Origin of the sequence: Thermomonospora echinospora, assembly GCF_900108175.1 — a bacterium.
Taxonomy (GTDB): Bacteria; Actinomycetota; Actinomycetes; order Streptosporangiales; family Streptosporangiaceae; genus Thermomonospora; species Thermomonospora echinospora.
On sequence record NZ_FNVO01000005.1, the window covers coordinates 309,632 to 325,018 of the forward strand.

General features: G+C 72.5%; 12 protein-coding genes. 3 read left to right on the top strand and 9 right to left on the bottom strand.

The window, feature by feature from the left end:
* Positions 1–31: 31 nt before the first annotated feature.
* Positions 32–1,672 carry a fumarate hydratase gene (locus tag C4U03_RS14585; protein ID WP_103938283.1) on the top strand — a complete coding sequence of 547 codons (1,641 nt, stop codon included), beginning with the start codon at positions 32–34 and terminating at the stop codon, positions 1,670–1,672.
* Positions 1,673–1,675: 3 nt separating this feature from the next.
* Here C4U03_RS14585 and C4U03_RS14590 read toward each other — a convergent pair whose 3' ends face one another.
* The gene (locus tag C4U03_RS14590; protein ID WP_200827236.1) at positions 1,676–3,151 is read right to left on the bottom strand and encodes a serine/threonine-protein kinase; all 1,476 of its coding nucleotides are present in this window, start codon (positions 3,149–3,151) and stop codon (positions 1,676–1,678) included.
* A gap of 173 nt (positions 3,152–3,324) precedes the next feature.
* On the opposite strand from C4U03_RS14590, the gene C4U03_RS14595 reads away from it, so the two are divergent.
* Together C4U03_RS14595 and C4U03_RS14600 are read left to right on the top strand one after the other, a co-directional pair.
* Positions 3,325–4,581: a serine/threonine-protein kinase gene (locus C4U03_RS14595; RefSeq protein ID WP_103938285.1), complete on the top strand. Its 1,257-nt coding sequence runs from the start codon at positions 3,325–3,327 to the stop codon at positions 4,579–4,581.
* Positions 4,582–4,686: 105 nt separating this feature from the next.
* Positions 4,687–6,087, top strand: a complete 1,401-nt coding sequence (locus C4U03_RS14600; RefSeq protein ID WP_103938286.1) for a class II fumarate hydratase — start codon at positions 4,687–4,689, stop codon at positions 6,085–6,087.
* Between the two features lie 65 nt (positions 6,088–6,152).
* Here C4U03_RS14600 and C4U03_RS41130 read toward each other — a convergent pair whose 3' ends face one another.
* The 8 genes from C4U03_RS41130 to C4U03_RS14640 form a co-directional block, all read right to left on the bottom strand.
* A complete protein-coding gene (locus tag C4U03_RS41130) occupies positions 6,153–6,653 on the bottom strand; it encodes an aggregation-promoting factor C-terminal-like domain-containing protein (RefSeq protein WP_200827237.1) in 501 nt (166 codons plus the stop codon).
* A gap of 221 nt (positions 6,654–6,874) precedes the next feature.
* Entirely contained in the window at positions 6,875–7,783 is a 909-nt protein-coding gene (locus C4U03_RS14610; RefSeq protein WP_235017860.1) for an aggregation-promoting factor C-terminal-like domain-containing protein, read from the bottom strand.
* Between the two features lie 426 nt (positions 7,784–8,209).
* A complete protein-coding gene (locus C4U03_RS14615; RefSeq protein WP_103938288.1) occupies positions 8,210–9,541 on the bottom strand; it encodes a PhoH family protein in 1,332 nt (443 codons plus the stop codon).
* Positions 9,542–9,709: 168 nt separating this feature from the next.
* The gene (locus C4U03_RS14620) at positions 9,710–10,525 is read right to left on the bottom strand and encodes an isoprenyl transferase (protein WP_200827238.1); all 816 of its coding nucleotides are present in this window, start codon (positions 10,523–10,525) and stop codon (positions 9,710–9,712) included.
* Positions 10,526–10,567: 42 nt separating this feature from the next.
* Entirely contained in the window at positions 10,568–11,281 is a 714-nt protein-coding gene (locus C4U03_RS14625; protein WP_200827239.1) for a hypothetical protein, read from the bottom strand.
* Positions 11,282–11,359: 78 nt separating this feature from the next.
* Positions 11,360–11,881, bottom strand: a complete 522-nt coding sequence (locus C4U03_RS14630) for a hypothetical protein (protein WP_103938290.1) — start codon at positions 11,879–11,881, stop codon at positions 11,360–11,362.
* A gap of 81 nt (positions 11,882–11,962) precedes the next feature.
* A complete protein-coding gene (locus C4U03_RS14635) occupies positions 11,963–13,093 on the bottom strand; it encodes a C40 family peptidase (protein ID WP_235017861.1) in 1,131 nt (376 codons plus the stop codon).
* A 301-nt stretch (positions 13,094–13,394) separates the two neighbouring features.
* The gene (locus tag C4U03_RS14640) at positions 13,395–15,383 is read right to left on the bottom strand and encodes a thioredoxin domain-containing protein (protein ID WP_103938292.1); all 1,989 of its coding nucleotides are present in this window, start codon (positions 15,381–15,383) and stop codon (positions 13,395–13,397) included.
* Between the last annotated feature and the right edge of the window lie 4 nt (positions 15,384–15,387).

The window sequence follows — 15,387 nt, forward strand, 5'->3', positions numbered from 1 at the left end:
CTGCCACTGGCGTGATGCGAGGAACGTGACGATGGCTGAGTTCTCCTATACCGATCTGCTGCCGACCGGCCCGGACGAGACCGAGTACCGGTTGCTCACCGCCGACGGGGTGTCGACGTTCGAGGCGGGAGGCCGGACGTTCCTCCAGGTCGAACCGGAGGCGCTGCGGCTGCTCACCGAGACCGCCGTCCACGACATCTCGCACCTGCTGCGCCCGGCCCACCTGCGCCAGCTCCGCCGGATCCTCGACGACCCCGAGGCCTCCCCCAACGACCGCTTCGTCGCGCTGGACCTGCTCAAGAACGCCAACATCGCCGCAGCCGGGGTGCTACCCATGTGCCAGGACACCGGCACGGCCATCATCATGGGCAAGCGCGGCCAGCACGTGCTCACCGACGGCCGCGACGAAGAGCACCTGTCGCGCGGTGTGTACGACGCCTACACCAAGCTCAACCTGCGCTACTCCCAGCTCGCTCCGCTGAGCATGTGGGAGGAGAAGAACACCGGCAGCAACCTGCCCGCGCAGATCGAGCTGTACGCCACCCCGGGCGAGGCCTACAAGTTCCTGTTCATGGCCAAGGGCGGCGGCAGCGCCAACAAGTCGTTCCTCTACCAGGAGACCAAGGCCGTCCTGAACCCCAAGCGGATGATGGCCTTCCTGGAGGAGAAGATCCGCTCCCTGGGCACCGCCGCGTGCCCGCCGTACCACCTGGCCATCGTGGTGGGCGGCACCAGCGCCGAGTACGCGCTCAAGACCGCCAAGTACGCCTCCGCGCACTACCTGGACGGGCTGCCGACCTCGGGCTCGATGTCCGGGCACGGGTTCCGCGACCTGGAGCTGGAGCAGCAGGTGTTCGAGCTGACCCAGAAGCTGGGCATCGGCGCCCAGTTCGGCGGCAAGTACTTCTGCCACGACGTGCGCGTGGTGCGCCTGCCCCGGCACGGCGCGTCCTGCCCGGTGGCCGTCGCGGTCTCGTGCAGCGCCGACCGGCAGGCCGTCGCCAAGATCACCGCCGAGGGCGTGTTCCTGGAGCAGTTGGAGACCGACCCGGCCCGCTACCTGCCCGACACCACCGAGGACCAGCTCGAGGGCGACGTCGTCCGCATCGACCTCAACCGGCCGATGGACGAGATCCGCGCCGAGCTGACCAAGTACCCGGTCAAGACCCGGCTGTCGCTGACCGGCCCGCTGGTGGTCGCCCGCGACATCGCGCACGCCAAGATCAAGGAGCGGCTGGACGCCGGCGAGCCGATGCCGCAGTACCTGCGCGACCACGCCGTCTACTACGCCGGCCCCGCCAAGACCCCCGAGGGCTACGCCAGCGGCTCGTTCGGGCCGACCACGGCGGGCCGGATGGACTCCTACGTCGAGCAGTTCCAGGCCGCCGGCGGCTCGTTCGTGATGCTCGCCAAGGGCAACCGGTCCCAGCAGGTCACCGACGCGTGCAAGGCGCACGGCGGCTTCTACCTCGGCTCGATCGGCGGGCCGGCGGCCCGGCTGGCCCAGGACTGCATCAAGAAGGTCGAGGTCCTGGAGTACCCGGAGCTGGGCATGGAGGCGGTCTGGAAAATCGAGGTGGAGGACTTCCCCGCGTTCATCGTGGTGGACGACAAGGGCAACGACTTCTTCGCCGACACCACGGGCCCGCTGCTGACGATCGGCCGCCGCTGAGCCTCAGCGGTCCTCGCCGCCGGGCGCCCTGCCCTCGTTCACCTGCTGACTCCCCTTTCCGTTTCCGTTCCCGTTGCCCTTTCCGTTGCCGTTGCCGCTCCCGTTGTCGTTGTCGTTCCCGTCGTCGGAGGGGGGCTCCTGCGACGGCGTGGGCTCGGGCTCGTCCGGCGGCGCGGTGATCGAGGGGCGGGGCTCAGGGGCCGGATCCTCCGGCGGCGGGGTGGGCGCCCCGGGCCGCGCCGGCCGCGTCTCGGTGCCCGAGGTGGGGCCGGCCGACGGCCGACCGACGCCGGGATCCCGCATCGGCCCACCGGCCGGCCCGGTCGCCGGGCCGGGCCTGGAGGACTCCGGCGCGGGCTTCCCGGGCACGGAGGCGGTCACCGTCACATGCAGGCGGGGCGGCGGCTCGGCGCTCGCGCCACCGTTCATGAGGCCGCTGCCGACGAACAGGCCGGCGAAGGCGCCCGCGCCCAGCGACACCGCCGCGGTGACCAGGCCCGCCCTCCGCCGGGACGGCTCACGCCGGCGGCGCGGCGGGGCGGCCTCCCCTGCCGCCCTCGGCTCCTGTGCCGCCTGCGGCGGGGCCGGCGTCCACAGCTCGGCGACCGCCAGCGCCGCGGTCTCCTCGGCACGGGGCTTGAGCAGGGTGCTGAGCAGGTCCTCGGCGGTCGGCCGCAGCGCCGGGTCCTTGGCGAGCGCGGCCTCGGCCAAGCTCCGCAGCGGCTCCTTCATCCCGGTCAGATCCGGCGGCATGGTGAGGATCCGCTCGGCGAGTTGCTCCCCGTCGCCCTCCCCGAACGGGTGACGGCCCAGCGCCGCGTAGGCGACCAGCAGGCCCCAGCCGAACACGTCGCAGGACGTCCCGGCGGCCCCGCCGGTGAGCCGTTCGGGAGCGATCCAGCCGGGGCTGCCCATGACCACCCCGGCCTGGGTCTGGCCCTCGGCCCGCTCCAGCGGGTGCGCGATGCCGAAGTCGATGATGCGCGGCCCGTCGTCGGCGAGCAGCACGTTGGACGGCTTGACGTCGCGGTGCACCACCCCGGCCCGGTGGATGGCGGCCAGCGCGTCGGCGACCCCGATGGCGACCGCGTGCTGCGAGCCCGGCGGCAGCGGCCCCCGCTCCTGCACGACCTGCGACAGCGGCGGCCCCTCGATGAACTCGGTGACCAGGTACGGGCGGGTGCGGGCGCTGCCGTCCTCGATGACCCGGGCGGTGCAGCAGGAATCGATCCGACGCGCGTAGGCGGCCTCGGCGCGGAAACGCCGCCGCGCCTCGGGGTCCAGGGAATGCGCCGGATACAGCGTCTTGACGGCGACCAGACGGTGCTCACCAGGATCGGCGGCGGGCTCGCCCAGGTAGACCATCCCCATGCCGCCGGCGCCCAGCCGCCCGAGCAGCCGGTAGGACCCCACCTCGGAGGGGTCTGCGGCCATCAGCGGCACCACGCCGGCCGGCAGCGAGCGCTCCTGTGCGTCCAACACCTGTCCTCCCACAGGAGACGGACGTCCAGGATGGCCCGTCTCTGATGTGCGCAGCCCTACCTTCCCCGAAGAACGCATCCGATGCAGGTCAGGGACGACCAACAATTCTTTCGGCGAAGGTGACTCGTTCTCCCCAGTGACAAGGGGGTCATTCCGGTATCTTTCTCGCCATGTCTCAGTCAGAGCGCCTCGTGCTGGCGACGCGCTATCGGCTGGTCTCCGAAATCGGACAGGGTGCCAACGGAACGGTGTGGCGGGGGCACGACGACCTGCTGGACCGCGCCGTGGCGGTCAAGGAACTGAGGCTGCCCGCCGATCTCGGCGAGGACGACCGGGTGGTCTTCTATCGCCGTACCCTGCGTGAGGCCCGCGCCCCGGCCCAGCTGCGCACCCCCTCGATCGTCGAGGTCTACGACGTGGTGATCGAGCAGGGCCGGCCGTGGATCGTCATGGAGCTGATCGAGGCGCCCAACCTGGAGCAGCTCATCGAGCGCGACGGCCCGCTGCCGCCCGAACGGGTGGCGCACATCGGCCGGCAACTGCTGGACGCGCTGGCGGTGGCGCACCGCTCCGGCATCATCCACCGCGATCTCAAGCCCAGCAACGTGCTGCTGGACGGTGACCGGGTGGTACTCACCGACTTCGGCCTGGCCTTCTCCCCCGGCGCGGCGCACCTGACCAAGTCGGGGCACTTCGTGGGCTCCCCCGCGTACGTGGCACCCGAGGTGGCCGCCGGCGAACGGGCCACCCCGCAGTCGGACCTGTGGTCGCTGGGCGCCACCCTGTACGCCGCGCTGGAGGGCCGCCCTCCGTTCGACCGGGGCAACGTGATGGCCACGCTCAGCGCGCTGGCCAACGAGGAGCCGGCCCCTCCGCAGAACGCGGGCCCGCTGGCCCCGGTGCTGACCGGGCTGCTGCAGAAGAATCCACTGCGGCGGCTCAGCCACGCCCGCGCGGTCGACCGGCTGGAACGGGCGATGTCCGCGCCCCGCGCCGCCCGCCGCCAGGCCACCCCGCGCTACCGGCTGGCGGTGGTGGTCGGGCTGATCGCGGCGACCGTCGCCTCCTGCGGCGTCGGCACCGGCGCGCTGATCGTCGGGATGATGAAGGAGAGCCCGGGCCGGGCCGCGGCCGGCGAGAGCCCGGCCTCGGCCACCGGGCGGCCCGCCGCGATGCCGCCGGCCGCCGCCGCCAACCCGCTGGTGGTACGGGCGATCGGCGACACCTGCAAGATCTTCGTGACCGAGGCGGGCTCGCTGAACTTCGAGTTCCGGGGCACCATGGCCCGGGGCGAGGAACGGGTCTTCGACAAGCCCCGGCTGTCGGTGGTCATCTACGACACCGCCGCCTGCGAGGTGTGGATCAAGGGTGTCAAGCAGCCCCAGGGGCAGCCCGGCACCCGCAGGGACCTGCTGGTCAACAGGTGATCGGGGACCGGCGGGCGCAAGATTCCGCCGGTCGGTGGGAATGCGACGGGCACTCCGGCGACTGCAATCTGACGGATGGGTAGGTTGCAGCCGGAGGTGACCAGAATGACCGAACAGGGCTACCGGGTCGAACGTGACTCCATGGGCGAGGTGCGGGTTCCGGCCGGGGCCAGGTGGCGCGCGCAGACCCAGCGGGCGGTGGAGAACTTCCCGATCTCGGGACGTCCTTTGGAGCCGGCGCAGATCGCCGCGCTGGGCCGCATCAAGGCCGCCGCCGCCGAGGTGAACGCCGAACTGGGGGTGCTGGACGCGGACGTGGCCGCGGCGATCGCGGCGGCGGCCCGCGAGGTGGCGGCCGGCGCGTGGGACGAGCACTTCCCGGTCGACGTGTTCCAGACCGGTTCGGGCACCTCGTCCAACATGAACGCCAACGAGGTGATCGCCACGCTGGCGGCCGAGCGGCTGGGCCGGCCGGTGCATCCCAACGATGACGTGAACGCCTCCCAGTCCTCCAACGACGTGTTCCCGTCCGCGATCCACATCGCCGCCACCGAGGGGGTGGTGCGCGAGCTCGTCCCCGCGCTGGGGCATCTGGCCGCCGCGCTGGAGCGCAAGGCCGCCGAGTTCCGCGACGTGGTGAAGGCGGGCCGCACCCATCTGATGGACGCCACCCCGGTCACGCTGGGCCAGGAGTTCGGCGGTTACGCGGCCCAGATGCGCTACGGCGTGCAGCGGCTGGAGGGGGTGCTGCCGCGGGTGGCCGAACTGCCACTGGGCGGCACGGCGGTCGGCACCGGCATCAACACCCCGCCCGGGTTCGCCGCCCGGGTGATCGCCGTGATCGCCCAGGAGACCGGACTGCCGCTGACCGAGGCCCGCGACCACTTCGAGGCGCAGGGCGCCCGCGACGCGCTGGTGGAGCTCAGCGGGGTGCTGCGCACCGTCGCGGTCGGGCTCAACAAGATCGCCAATGATCTGCGCTGGATGGGCTCGGGGCCGACCGCCGGGCTGGCCGAGATCCGGCTGCCGGACCTGCAGCCCGGTTCCTCGATCATGCCGGGCAAGGTCAACCCGGTGATCTGCGAGGCGGTCCTGCAGGTGGCCGCGCAGGTGATCGGCAACGACGCGGCGGTGGCGTTCGGCGGCGCGGCCGGCAACTTCGAGCTCAACGTGATGCTGCCGATGCTGGCCCGCAACGTCCTGGAGTCGGTCCGGTTGCTGGCCGCCGCCTCCCGACTGCTGGCCGACCGCTGCGTGGACGGCATCGAGGCCGACGCCGAGCGCTGCCGGACCTATGCCGAGTCTTCACCGTCGATCGTCACCCCGCTGAACCGCCACCTCGGCTACGAGGAGGCGGCGGCCATCGCCAAGCAGGCGCTGCGCGAGCACAAGACGATCCGGCAGGTGGTGCTGGAACGCGGCCATGTCGACCAGGGCAGGCTCACCCTCGAACAACTCGACGCCGCTCTCGACGTGCTCGCGATGACCGGTCGCCGAACGGACTAGACACCATTTTTGGTCCGATTTGCGAGCCATTTCGAAAATGGGGCCATCACCGGGCCCGCAGCGGCTCAGTACCAGCCGTTGTCCCGGAAGTACGCCCAGGCGCGGCAGGGCGTCCCGTAACGGATGTCGATGTAGAGCAGGCCCCACCTGATCTGGGTGCGCGGGTTGGTCCGCCAGTCGTCGCCGGAGCGGGCCATCTTGTCGCCCGGCAGCGCCTGCGGGATGCCGTAGGCGCCGGAGTCCGGGTTGTGGGCACGGTGGTTCCAGCCGCTCTCCGAGGTCCACAGCCGGTCCAGGCAGCGGTACTGCCGGGGGCCGCCGCCGTGGCGCCGGACGATTTTCCGGGCGAGCAGGCGGTTGCGGTCCGCCCTGGCCAGGCGCTGCCGGTAGGCGTGCCGCAGCGGTACGGACGGGTGTCCGCGCCGCTGCGGCGCGGACGAATGGACGTGCTGTCGTGGCGCCGACGAGGCGGCGGAGATTCCGGCGGGCTGCCGCGCGGGCTGTGCCGGAATGGCGGCGACGGCCTGTTCCGAGGCCGTGACCGTCGGCACGAGCGCGACCGTCATCGCGGTCAGCGCGGTTCCCGCCCGCCGTTTACGCAGTCGGCATTCAGCGTCGTTTCGATGTCGTGACACAGGTGTTAACGTGCGGCGGATCCATCGAATCAATGCATGGCGGCCGCCATTTTCTGCCGCCGCTTTACCGACTCCTCGACCACCTCATGCGTTGGCAGGCGGAAAGGGCGGGATCGTCGGCCCGCCCTTCTCCGCGCCGCCGGGCGGGCGGCTCAGTACCAGCCCACGCGCTGGGAGTGGCTCCAGGCTCCGCAGGGATTGCCGTAGCGACCCTTGATGTAGCCCAGGCCCCATTTGATCTGGGTGCGCGGGTTGGTCCGCCAGTCGGCGCCTGCGCTGGCCATCTTGGAGCCGGGCAGCGCCTGCGGGATGCCGTAGGCGCCGGAGGTGGGGTTCTGGGCGGTGTGCCGCCAGCCGCTCTCCTTCTGCCACAGGTTGACCAGGCAGCCGAACTGGGTGCTCGGGTCGAAGCCGAAGCTCGGCAGCATCGCCTTGGCGATCCGCTGCGCCTCACCGGCCGGGACGGGGTTGCCCGCGGGCGGGGCGTCGCCGTCGCCGCCGGCGGCCGACGTGGGCGTGGGGGTGGGGGTGTGCCCCTTGGCCTCCAGCTCCATCGGCTTGCCCGCGTCCTTGACGGCCGCGCGGGAGGCCCGGTCGAGGTTCTGCTGCCGCCGCTGCTCCTCCAGGACCTTCGGGTCCGGCGGCTTGGGGGCGTCGGCCAGCGCCCGGGGCTTGACGGTGGTGTTCTCCTCGCCGCCGGTCATCGCGAAGGCGGCCACGGCGCCCACGCCGACCAGCACCACCGCCGCACCGGCCACCGCGGCGAGCTTCACCGGAAGACGGGTCGCCAGGCCCTTGCCCGCCGCGCCGCTCCCGGGCGCCCCGGCACGGGCGGAGCCGTCGTCGTCGCCGATGGTGTCCGCCCCGTGCGGCCTGCCCGGCATCGACCCGTCGCCCTGGCCCGGCCCGGCCGGCGCCCCGAAGGGGTTTCCGGCGACCCGGACGTCCTCGGGGGGCACCGCCGGGCCGAACGGGTGCCGCGCCTGCTCGGGCGGGCTCGGCTGCCGCGCGTCGCTGTGCTCGTCTCGCCTACCAGGGGACCTCGGGTGGTCTCCGTACAAGGCGGCCCTTCCGACGGTCGCACGCGCATGGGCGCGCGTACGAAGGCGTCCACCTCCCGGCCGTCAGCCCGTCAGCGTCGCGGGCCTGGCCCGGAGCGGTGACCGGTCCAGCGGGATCGTCAAGGGGGTTCCGATGGACCCGCACCGCTCGGAGGTGCTTACGGCTGCTCACAATGCATGAGGTCAGGGGGTACTTCGCAACAAGAACGAGACATTTGTGTCGCCTGCGACCGCTGTCAACCCACCGCCGGGCGCCCTGAATCCAGGGCGAGAGCTGGGATTCCGCCGGATTGGCCGGGTTCGTGTGGCGTTAGTCACATTACTGCACAACGCGTTTAACGATCTACACGCTGTGACGGATTGTGCTCTTGCGAGACATGCGAAGGCCCGCGACCGGCCGAAGCCGATCGCGGGCCCACGCGCCTCTCAGGCGCCGACGTCGCCGAGCAGGTCGGTCACCAGCGCGGCGATCGGGGAACGTTCCGAACGGGTCAGGGTCACGTGCGCGAACAGCGGGTGCCCCTTGAGCTTCTCCACCACCGCGACCACCCCGTCGTGCCGGCCCACCCGCAGGTTGTCGCGCTGGGCGACGTCATGGGTGAGCACGACCCGCGAGCCGGCGCCGATCCGCGACAGCACGGTCAGCAGCACCCCGCGTTCCAGCGACTGCGCCTCGTCCACGATGACGAACGCGTCGTGCAGGGAGCGGCCGCGGATGTGGGTCAGCGGCAGCACCTCGAGCATGTCACGGTCCAAGACCTCCTCGATGACCTCCGGGGTGGTCACCGCCGACAGCGTGTCGTAGACCGCCTGCGCCCAGGGCGACATCTTCTCGTTCTCGGACCCGGGCAGGTAGCCCAGCTCCTGGCCGCCGACCGCGTACAGCGGCCGGAAGACCACGACCTTGCGGTGCCGGCGGCGCTCCAGCACCGCCTCCAGGCCCGCGCACAGCGCCAGCGCCGACTTTCCGGTGCCCGCCCGGCCGCCCAGGGAGACGATGCCCACGTCCTCGTCCATCAGCAGGTCCAGCGCGACCCGCTGCTCGGCGGACCGGCCGCGCAGCCCGAACACCTCCCGGTCGCCGCGCACCAGCCGTACCGACTTGTCCGGCTGCACCCTGCCCAGCGCCGAGCCGCGCTCCGACAGCAGCCGCAGCCCGGTGTGGCAGGGCAGTTCCCGCGCCTCCGGCAGATCCAGCGACCCGGTGTCGTAGAGCTCCTCGACCTGGGCGGCGGTCGCCTCCAGCTCCCGCATCCCGGTCCAGCCGGACTCCACCACCGCCAGCTCGGCGCGGTACTCCTCGGCGGCCAGGCCCACCGCCGAGGCCTTCACCCGCAGCGGCAGGTCCTTGGAGACCAGGACCACGTCCTTGCCCTCCCGGGCCAGCCAGGCGGCCACCGACAGGATCCGGGTGTCGTTGTCGCCGAGCCGGAACCCGTCCGGCAGCACCCCGGGGTCGGCGTGGTTGAGCTCGACGCGCAGCGAACCGCCCAGCTCACCGAGCGGGATGGCCTCGTCCAGGCGGCCGTGCTCCACCCGCAGGTCGTCGAGGATGCGCAGCGCCTGGCGGGCGAAGTAGCCCAGCTCCGGGTGGTGCCGCTTGGCCTCGAGCTCGGTGATGACGACGATGGGGAGTACGACCTCGTGCTCGGCGAACCGGGTCATCGCCCCCGGATCGGCGAGCAGGACACTGGTGTCGAGGACGTAGGTGCGCCGCTGCGGCTGCTCGGTGTCGCGGCGCCTGGAGGAAGTGGCCACTCGCTCTCCTTCGGGTCCCGCCGCCGGATCGCCGTCGCGAACCCTTGGGCGGACGCCCCTTGGTGTGGTCCGGAGGAGGCCCTCCGGATCGACGGAGCGCCCCGGCCCGGTACCGTCACCCGCCGAGTGTGCGGGGCCGGCGGACAGGGCGTCCCGCCGGACCACGGGTCAGGAACCGAAGCGCCGGTGCCGCGCGGCGTAGGAGCGGAGCGCACGCAGGAAGTCGACCCTGCGGAAGTCCGGCCAGTGGACCTCGCAGAAGTGGAACTCCGAGTGGGCGCTCTGCCAGAGCAGGAAGCCCGACAGACGCTGCTCTCCCGAGGTGCGGATGACCAGGTCGGGATCGGGCTGGCCGCGCGTGTAGAGATGCTCGGCGATGTGCTCGACTTCGAGGACCTCGGCGAGTTCCTCGATGCTGGTGCCCTTACCCGCCTGCTCCAGGAGCAGTGAGCGCACCGCATCAGCGATCTCACGCCTACCTCCATACCCAACGGCGACGTTCACAATCAGCCCAGGGCGGTCGGATGTGGTCTCCTCGGCCTGTTTGAGGACGCGGGCGGTCGAGTCGGGCAGCAGGTCCATCGCGCCCACCGCCTTGACGTGCCAGCCGTCGGCGGCCAGCTTGGCGACGGTGTTCTCGATGATGTCCAGCAGCGGGTCCAGCTCCTTGGCGGGCCGGTTGAGGTTGTCGGTGGACAGCATCCACAGCGTGACCAGCTCGACGCCGGCCTCGGTGCACCAGTGCAGCAGCTCGGTGATCTTGTCGGCGCCACGCTGGTGGCCGGTGTTGACGTCGGCCAGGCCCATCGAGCGGGCCCAGCGCCGGTTGCCGTCCAGGATCACGCCGACGTGGCGGGGCACGTTGTCGGTGGGCAGCGAAGCCTCGACGCGGCGCTCGTACATCCGGTAGATGGACTCCCGCAGCGCCCCGTACATCCCGCTGCGCCTGATCGCCGCGGTCAGCCTTTCCCGTCGGACAGTCATGGGCCTACCTCCCGCGCGCGTCCCCCGTCAGACGACGCCTAATTATGGCCCGGATCGTCGTGAGTGCGGCCCATCCGTAACATCTCGCCCGATCCGGACAGGAGCGGGCCCGGGGCCGGGACCGGCCCGGCGTTCGGCCTCGGCGAGCAGTCCGGACAGGAATCCGGCCAGCTCGGCGGAGGTCAGCACGGCGCGCACGCCGCCTCCGTCGTCGCCCCACGCCTCCACGATCGCCCGGCGCGCCACCCGCCAGCGGCCCCGCAGGGAGGACGGCGGGGCGCCGGGGTCGGCCGGGCCGGGCAGCCAGACCGCCGAGGTACGCACCGAGCAGCGCAGCTCGCCCGTGCTGGGGAGGTCCACGCGGTCGCGGTACCGGAAGGAGAACAGCTCGGGGTCGGCCGGAGGCTGCCCGGGTACCCCGGCTCCCCGGCCCTCGCACGGGCAGCGCGCCGTATGGGTGCCACGCGGATGACCGGCCTGGGGCGGCACCACGTACGACCGGCCGGCAGGCGGCACGGGAAACCGGTCGTCGGGGTCGGGCCACCGCAGGGCCTCGGGCGAGCCGTCGGCGCGCGCGGCGGCCAACCGGTCGGCCACCACGGCCAGCAGGTGACCACAGCGCTGGCCGACCACGCCGAACCGCCGGCCGTCCCGGCGCAGCTCCAGCGTGACCTCGTACGGCGTCCCGCCGCGGTCGCGCTCGGCCACCGGGACCACCGTCAGCGACGACCCGTCCGTGCAGCGCAGGCTTCCCACATCGGCACACTAGGGCGGGTCGGCGCCCTGATCACACCCGTGGTACGCCGCGTTCGCGTAAGGGCGCGTAAGGGATGGCTAAACCCGGGGTCCGGCGGCGCGGGCCCGTTCGACGTGCTGCAGGGCCTCGCGCAGCTCCGCCAGCCACTCGTCGGCGTTGCGGCCCACCAGCCGCACGCACCAGGCCAGCGCGTCGCTGCGGCTGCGCGCCACGCCCGCCTCCACCAGGGTGTCCAGAACCCGGCGCTCGGGCTGTCGCAGCCGGGTCATCACCGGGACCGACAGGGTGGTGAACATCTCCCGCAGGCCGCCGCATTCGACGCCCCAGGAGACCTTGTGGCCGAAACGGTGCTCGGCCTCGCGGGCGATGGCGATGCGCCGTTCCCGGGTCTCCTCGCGGAACCGCTGGACGTGCCCGGCCAGCATGGCGGTGCGCTCGGCGTCGGACATGCCCTCGGCCGCCGGCGGCGGGGCCAGCGTGCCGATCACGCTGACCTCCTCGCGGTCGACGACGACCTCCGGCGGCCCGGCGAACCAGTCCTGCGGCAGCCGGCCGGTGAACCAGCCCCGGAGCTTGTCCGCCGCTTCGCTTGTATTCATGTAATCAATATTACAAGCCTACGGGTGCGCTGCCCAGACCGCACCGCCCCCATAACGGCCTGGGGGTCGCGGGGAGGGGGATCAGAGGCCGGAGGCGGCCAGGCGGGCGCCCATCCGGGGGTTCACGCGGACCGCGCCCTTCATGTTGCGGGTGTAGACGTTCTGGATCTGCACCACGGTGCCGCGGCGGGGGGCCGCCAGCATCTTGCCCCCGCCGAGGTAGAGGGCGATGTGCGAGATGTAGCCGGGGGCGGTGGGGTCGTTGGCCCAGATCAGCATGTCGCCCGGCCGGGCCTTGCTGTAGGGGATCACCCAGCCGGCGCGGGCCTGGTCGGCGGCCACCCGGGGAAGCCGGATCCCGGCCCTGGCGAAGGCGTACTGCATCAGGCCGGAGCAGTCGTACCCGCCCTCGGCCTCCGACTCCCCGCCCCACACGTACGGCCAGCCCAGCCTGCTGTGCGCCGCCTTGATCACGACCTGCACCTGCTCGGCGGTCATCACCTGGCCCCTGGCGGCGGGCAACTGGCCGCCCGGCGCCGGGTAGTCGATCTTGGGATCGACCTCGATGGTCCTGGCGCCCTTGGGCAGCACCTTGCGCAGCGCCCGCACGAGCTTGCCGCGGTCGGCCTTGGGCGCGCTGATCAGCAGCGCGTTGCCGGCCGGCACCCCCAGCGCTCGGGCGGCCGAGCGGGAGACCACCGCGTCCACGTCGCCGAGCCCCATGGTGGCGTACGCGCCGACGCGCAACTGCGTCTGCCGCTGCTGCCCACCCACCGGGATCCGGGTGCCGAGCTGGACGCCGCCGTCATTGCCCATGGTGAACGAGATGGCGATGTCGCCGCCGGCGATGTTGCGCCACAGCGCGTCGGACTCGGCGGTGGGCTTGGGAGTGAACGCGCGGAAGGTGGAGGGGTCCACGCCGATCAGGCCGACCCGCTTGCCACCGACCATCGCCTGCGCCGCGTCCAGCACCTCCACCCGCTTGACGCCCTTCGCCCGGCGCACCCGCTCCACCACGTCGGCGGGCAGCGTGGACGAGGCGGCGACCATCAGGTGCGGGGTCACCCGGTCCCGCAGCGGCGCCACCGCGGTGGGCGCGATCCACGTGCCGGAGGAGGCCGCGACGTAGTGCTGCCGCTGGTCCAGCCGCTGAACGGGATCGGAGGACCGCCACGAGACCAGGACCGCGCCGTTGGCCGCCAGGGTCGTCACCACTCCTACACCGATGACCGTCGGGAGAACACGGCGGCTCGGCCTTCGCACTGCAACACTCCCTCGTCAGCGACCCCGTCGGCCGTCGGTCAACCCGGCCGGCACAGACCCCCCATGACTATCGCCGATGGATCGGGCGATCGTCCAGATACCTGGACGCATCACGGACCCCCGCGGTTGTCAGGACGGCGAACCGCCGGGGAGGCGTGCGTTACTCAGTGGTAACACCAAGCGGGGACGAGATCAAGGTCACGTCCCGGTCGAATTGCACCGCGAGTCCAATGAGAGGGCCGGCGCGAGGTCAGCCACCCGCCAGTTCGCTCGCCAGATCGGCGGGGGTGGTGACCGGGAGCCGGCAGGCGAAGTCGCGGCACACGTAGGCCGCCGGGGCGCCGTCCACCAGGCCCCGGCCCCGCAGCAGCGGGACGTCCCCCGCCTCGGCGCCGGTGCCCAGGGTGACGACCGCGCCGGGGGCCACGGAGGACAGCGCGGTGGTGTGCAGGGCCCGGGTGCGCTCGTCGGACGGATCACCGACGATGGCGATCTCCAGGGGGCCCGAGACCAGCGCCTCGGCCACCGCCAGGCTCCACCCGGTGAACCTGGCGTGCTTGTCGGCCAGCAACGCGGCCGGACCGAGCGCGGCGACGGCGGCCTCGCGGTGCCGGGCCGAGCCGGTCAGCGCCGCGTACGACAGCAGCGCCCCGGCGGCGGCGGACTGGCCGGAGGGGGTGGCGTTGTCGGTGGGATCCTGCGGGCGCCGGAACAGCCGTTCGGCGTCGTCGGCGGTGTCGTAGAAGCCGCCGTCCCCGTCCGGGAAGTGCGTCAGGACCGCGTCCAGGAGCGTCCCGGCCGTACGCACGTGGGCGGGGTCGCCGGTGACCGCGTGCAGGGCCAGCAGCCCCTCGGCAAGGTCGGCGTAGTCCTCCAGGACGCCGGCGTTCGCGCCGGGCACGCCGTCGCGGGAGGTCCGCACCAGGCGCCCGTCGGACAGGTGGACCTGCTCGATCAGACGGGCGACCTGCTCGGCGGCGACGATCAGGTCGGGCCTGCCGAGCAGCGCCCCGCAGTCGGCCAGCGCCGCGATCGCCAGCCCGTTCCAGGCCGCGACCACCTTGTCGTCGCGGGCCGGCGGGACGCGCTCCTCGCGCGCCGCCAGCAGCCGGGCGCGGACCCGCCGGTACACCTCCGGGTCGGCCGGGTCCTCGGGCAACTGCAGCACGGACGTGCCGTGCTCGAACGTGCCGGAGTCGGTGACCTTGAACAGCGCCGCCGCCTCGGCCCCGTCGGCGTCCCCGAGCACCTGGCGCAACTGCTCGGGCGTCCACACGTAGAACCTGCCCTCCACGCCCTCGCTGTCGGCGTCGAGCGCGGAGGCCAGACCGCCCTGCGGGGTGCGCAGGTCGTTCAGCATCCAGTCGCAGGTCTCCAGGGCGACGCGCTTGGCCAGCGGACTGCCGGTCAGCCGCCACCAGTGCGCGTAGACGCGGGCCAGCAGCGCGTTGTCGTACAGCATCTTCTCGAAGTGCGGCACCAGCCAGTTCTCGTCCACCGAGTAGCGGGCGAAGCCGCCGCCGAGCTGGTCGTAGATCCCGCCCCGCGCCATCGCCTCCAGCGTGTGCGAGGCCATCGCCAGGGCCTGGGCGTCCTGGGTGCGGGCGTAGTGGCGCAGCAGGAACTCCAGCACCATCGACGGGGGGAACTTGGGCGCGCCGCCGAAGCCGCCACGGGCGGTGTCGTAGGAGGCCGACAGCGACCCGACCGCCCGCGCCAGCCGCTCCTCGGAGGGCGGCTCGGCCCCGCCCGCGAGCGGGCCGCGCGAGGTCAGCGCGTCCACGACCTTGCGTCCCTGGCTCACGACGTCGTCGCGTTCCTCGCGCCAGGCCCGGGTGACCGCGTTCAGCAGCGCCTGGAAGTGCTGGCGGGGGAAGTAGGTGCCGCAGTAGAACGGCGCCCCGTCGGGCGTCATGAACACCGTCATCGGCCAGCCGCCCTGGCCGGTCATGGCCTGGGTGGCCTCCATGTAGACGGCGTCAACGTCGGGCCGCTCCTCCCGGTCGACCTTGATGTTCACGAACAGGTCGTTCATCAGGCGCGCGGTCTCGGGGTCCTCGAAGGACTCGTGTGCCATCACGTGACACCAGTGGCAGGCCGCGTAGCCGACGCTCAGCAGGACCGGCACGTCACGCCGTCGGGCCTCGGCGAATGCCTCGTCACTCCACTCCCACCAGTCCACGGGGTTGTCCGCGTGCTGGAGCAGGTACGGGCTGGTCGCGTCCTTGAGGCGGTTCATACGA

Bases quoted from the DNA above. Each gene is read 5' to 3' on its own strand.
- C4U03_RS14585 (WP_103938283.1), top strand. From the start codon at position 32: ATGGCTGAGTTCTCCTATACCGATCTGCTGCCGACCGGCCCGGACGAG.
- C4U03_RS14595 (WP_103938285.1), top strand. From the start codon at position 3,325: ATGTCTCAGTCAGAGCGCCTCGTGCTGGCGACGCGCTATCGGCTGGTC.
- C4U03_RS14600 (WP_103938286.1), top strand. From the start codon at position 4,687: ATGACCGAACAGGGCTACCGGGTCGAACGTGACTCCATGGGCGAGGTG.
- C4U03_RS41130 (WP_200827237.1), bottom strand. From the start codon at position 6,653: ATGACGGTCGCGCTCGTGCCGACGGTCACGGCCTCGGAACAGGCCGTC.
- C4U03_RS14620 (WP_200827238.1), bottom strand. From the start codon at position 10,525: ATGACTGTCCGACGGGAAAGGCTGACCGCGGCGATCAGGCGCAGCGGG.
- C4U03_RS14630 (WP_103938290.1), bottom strand. From the start codon at position 11,881: ATGAATACAAGCGAAGCGGCGGACAAGCTCCGGGGCTGGTTCACCGGC.
- C4U03_RS14640 (WP_103938292.1), bottom strand. From the start codon at position 15,383: ATGAACCGCCTCAAGGACGCGACCAGCCCGTACCTGCTCCAGCACGCG.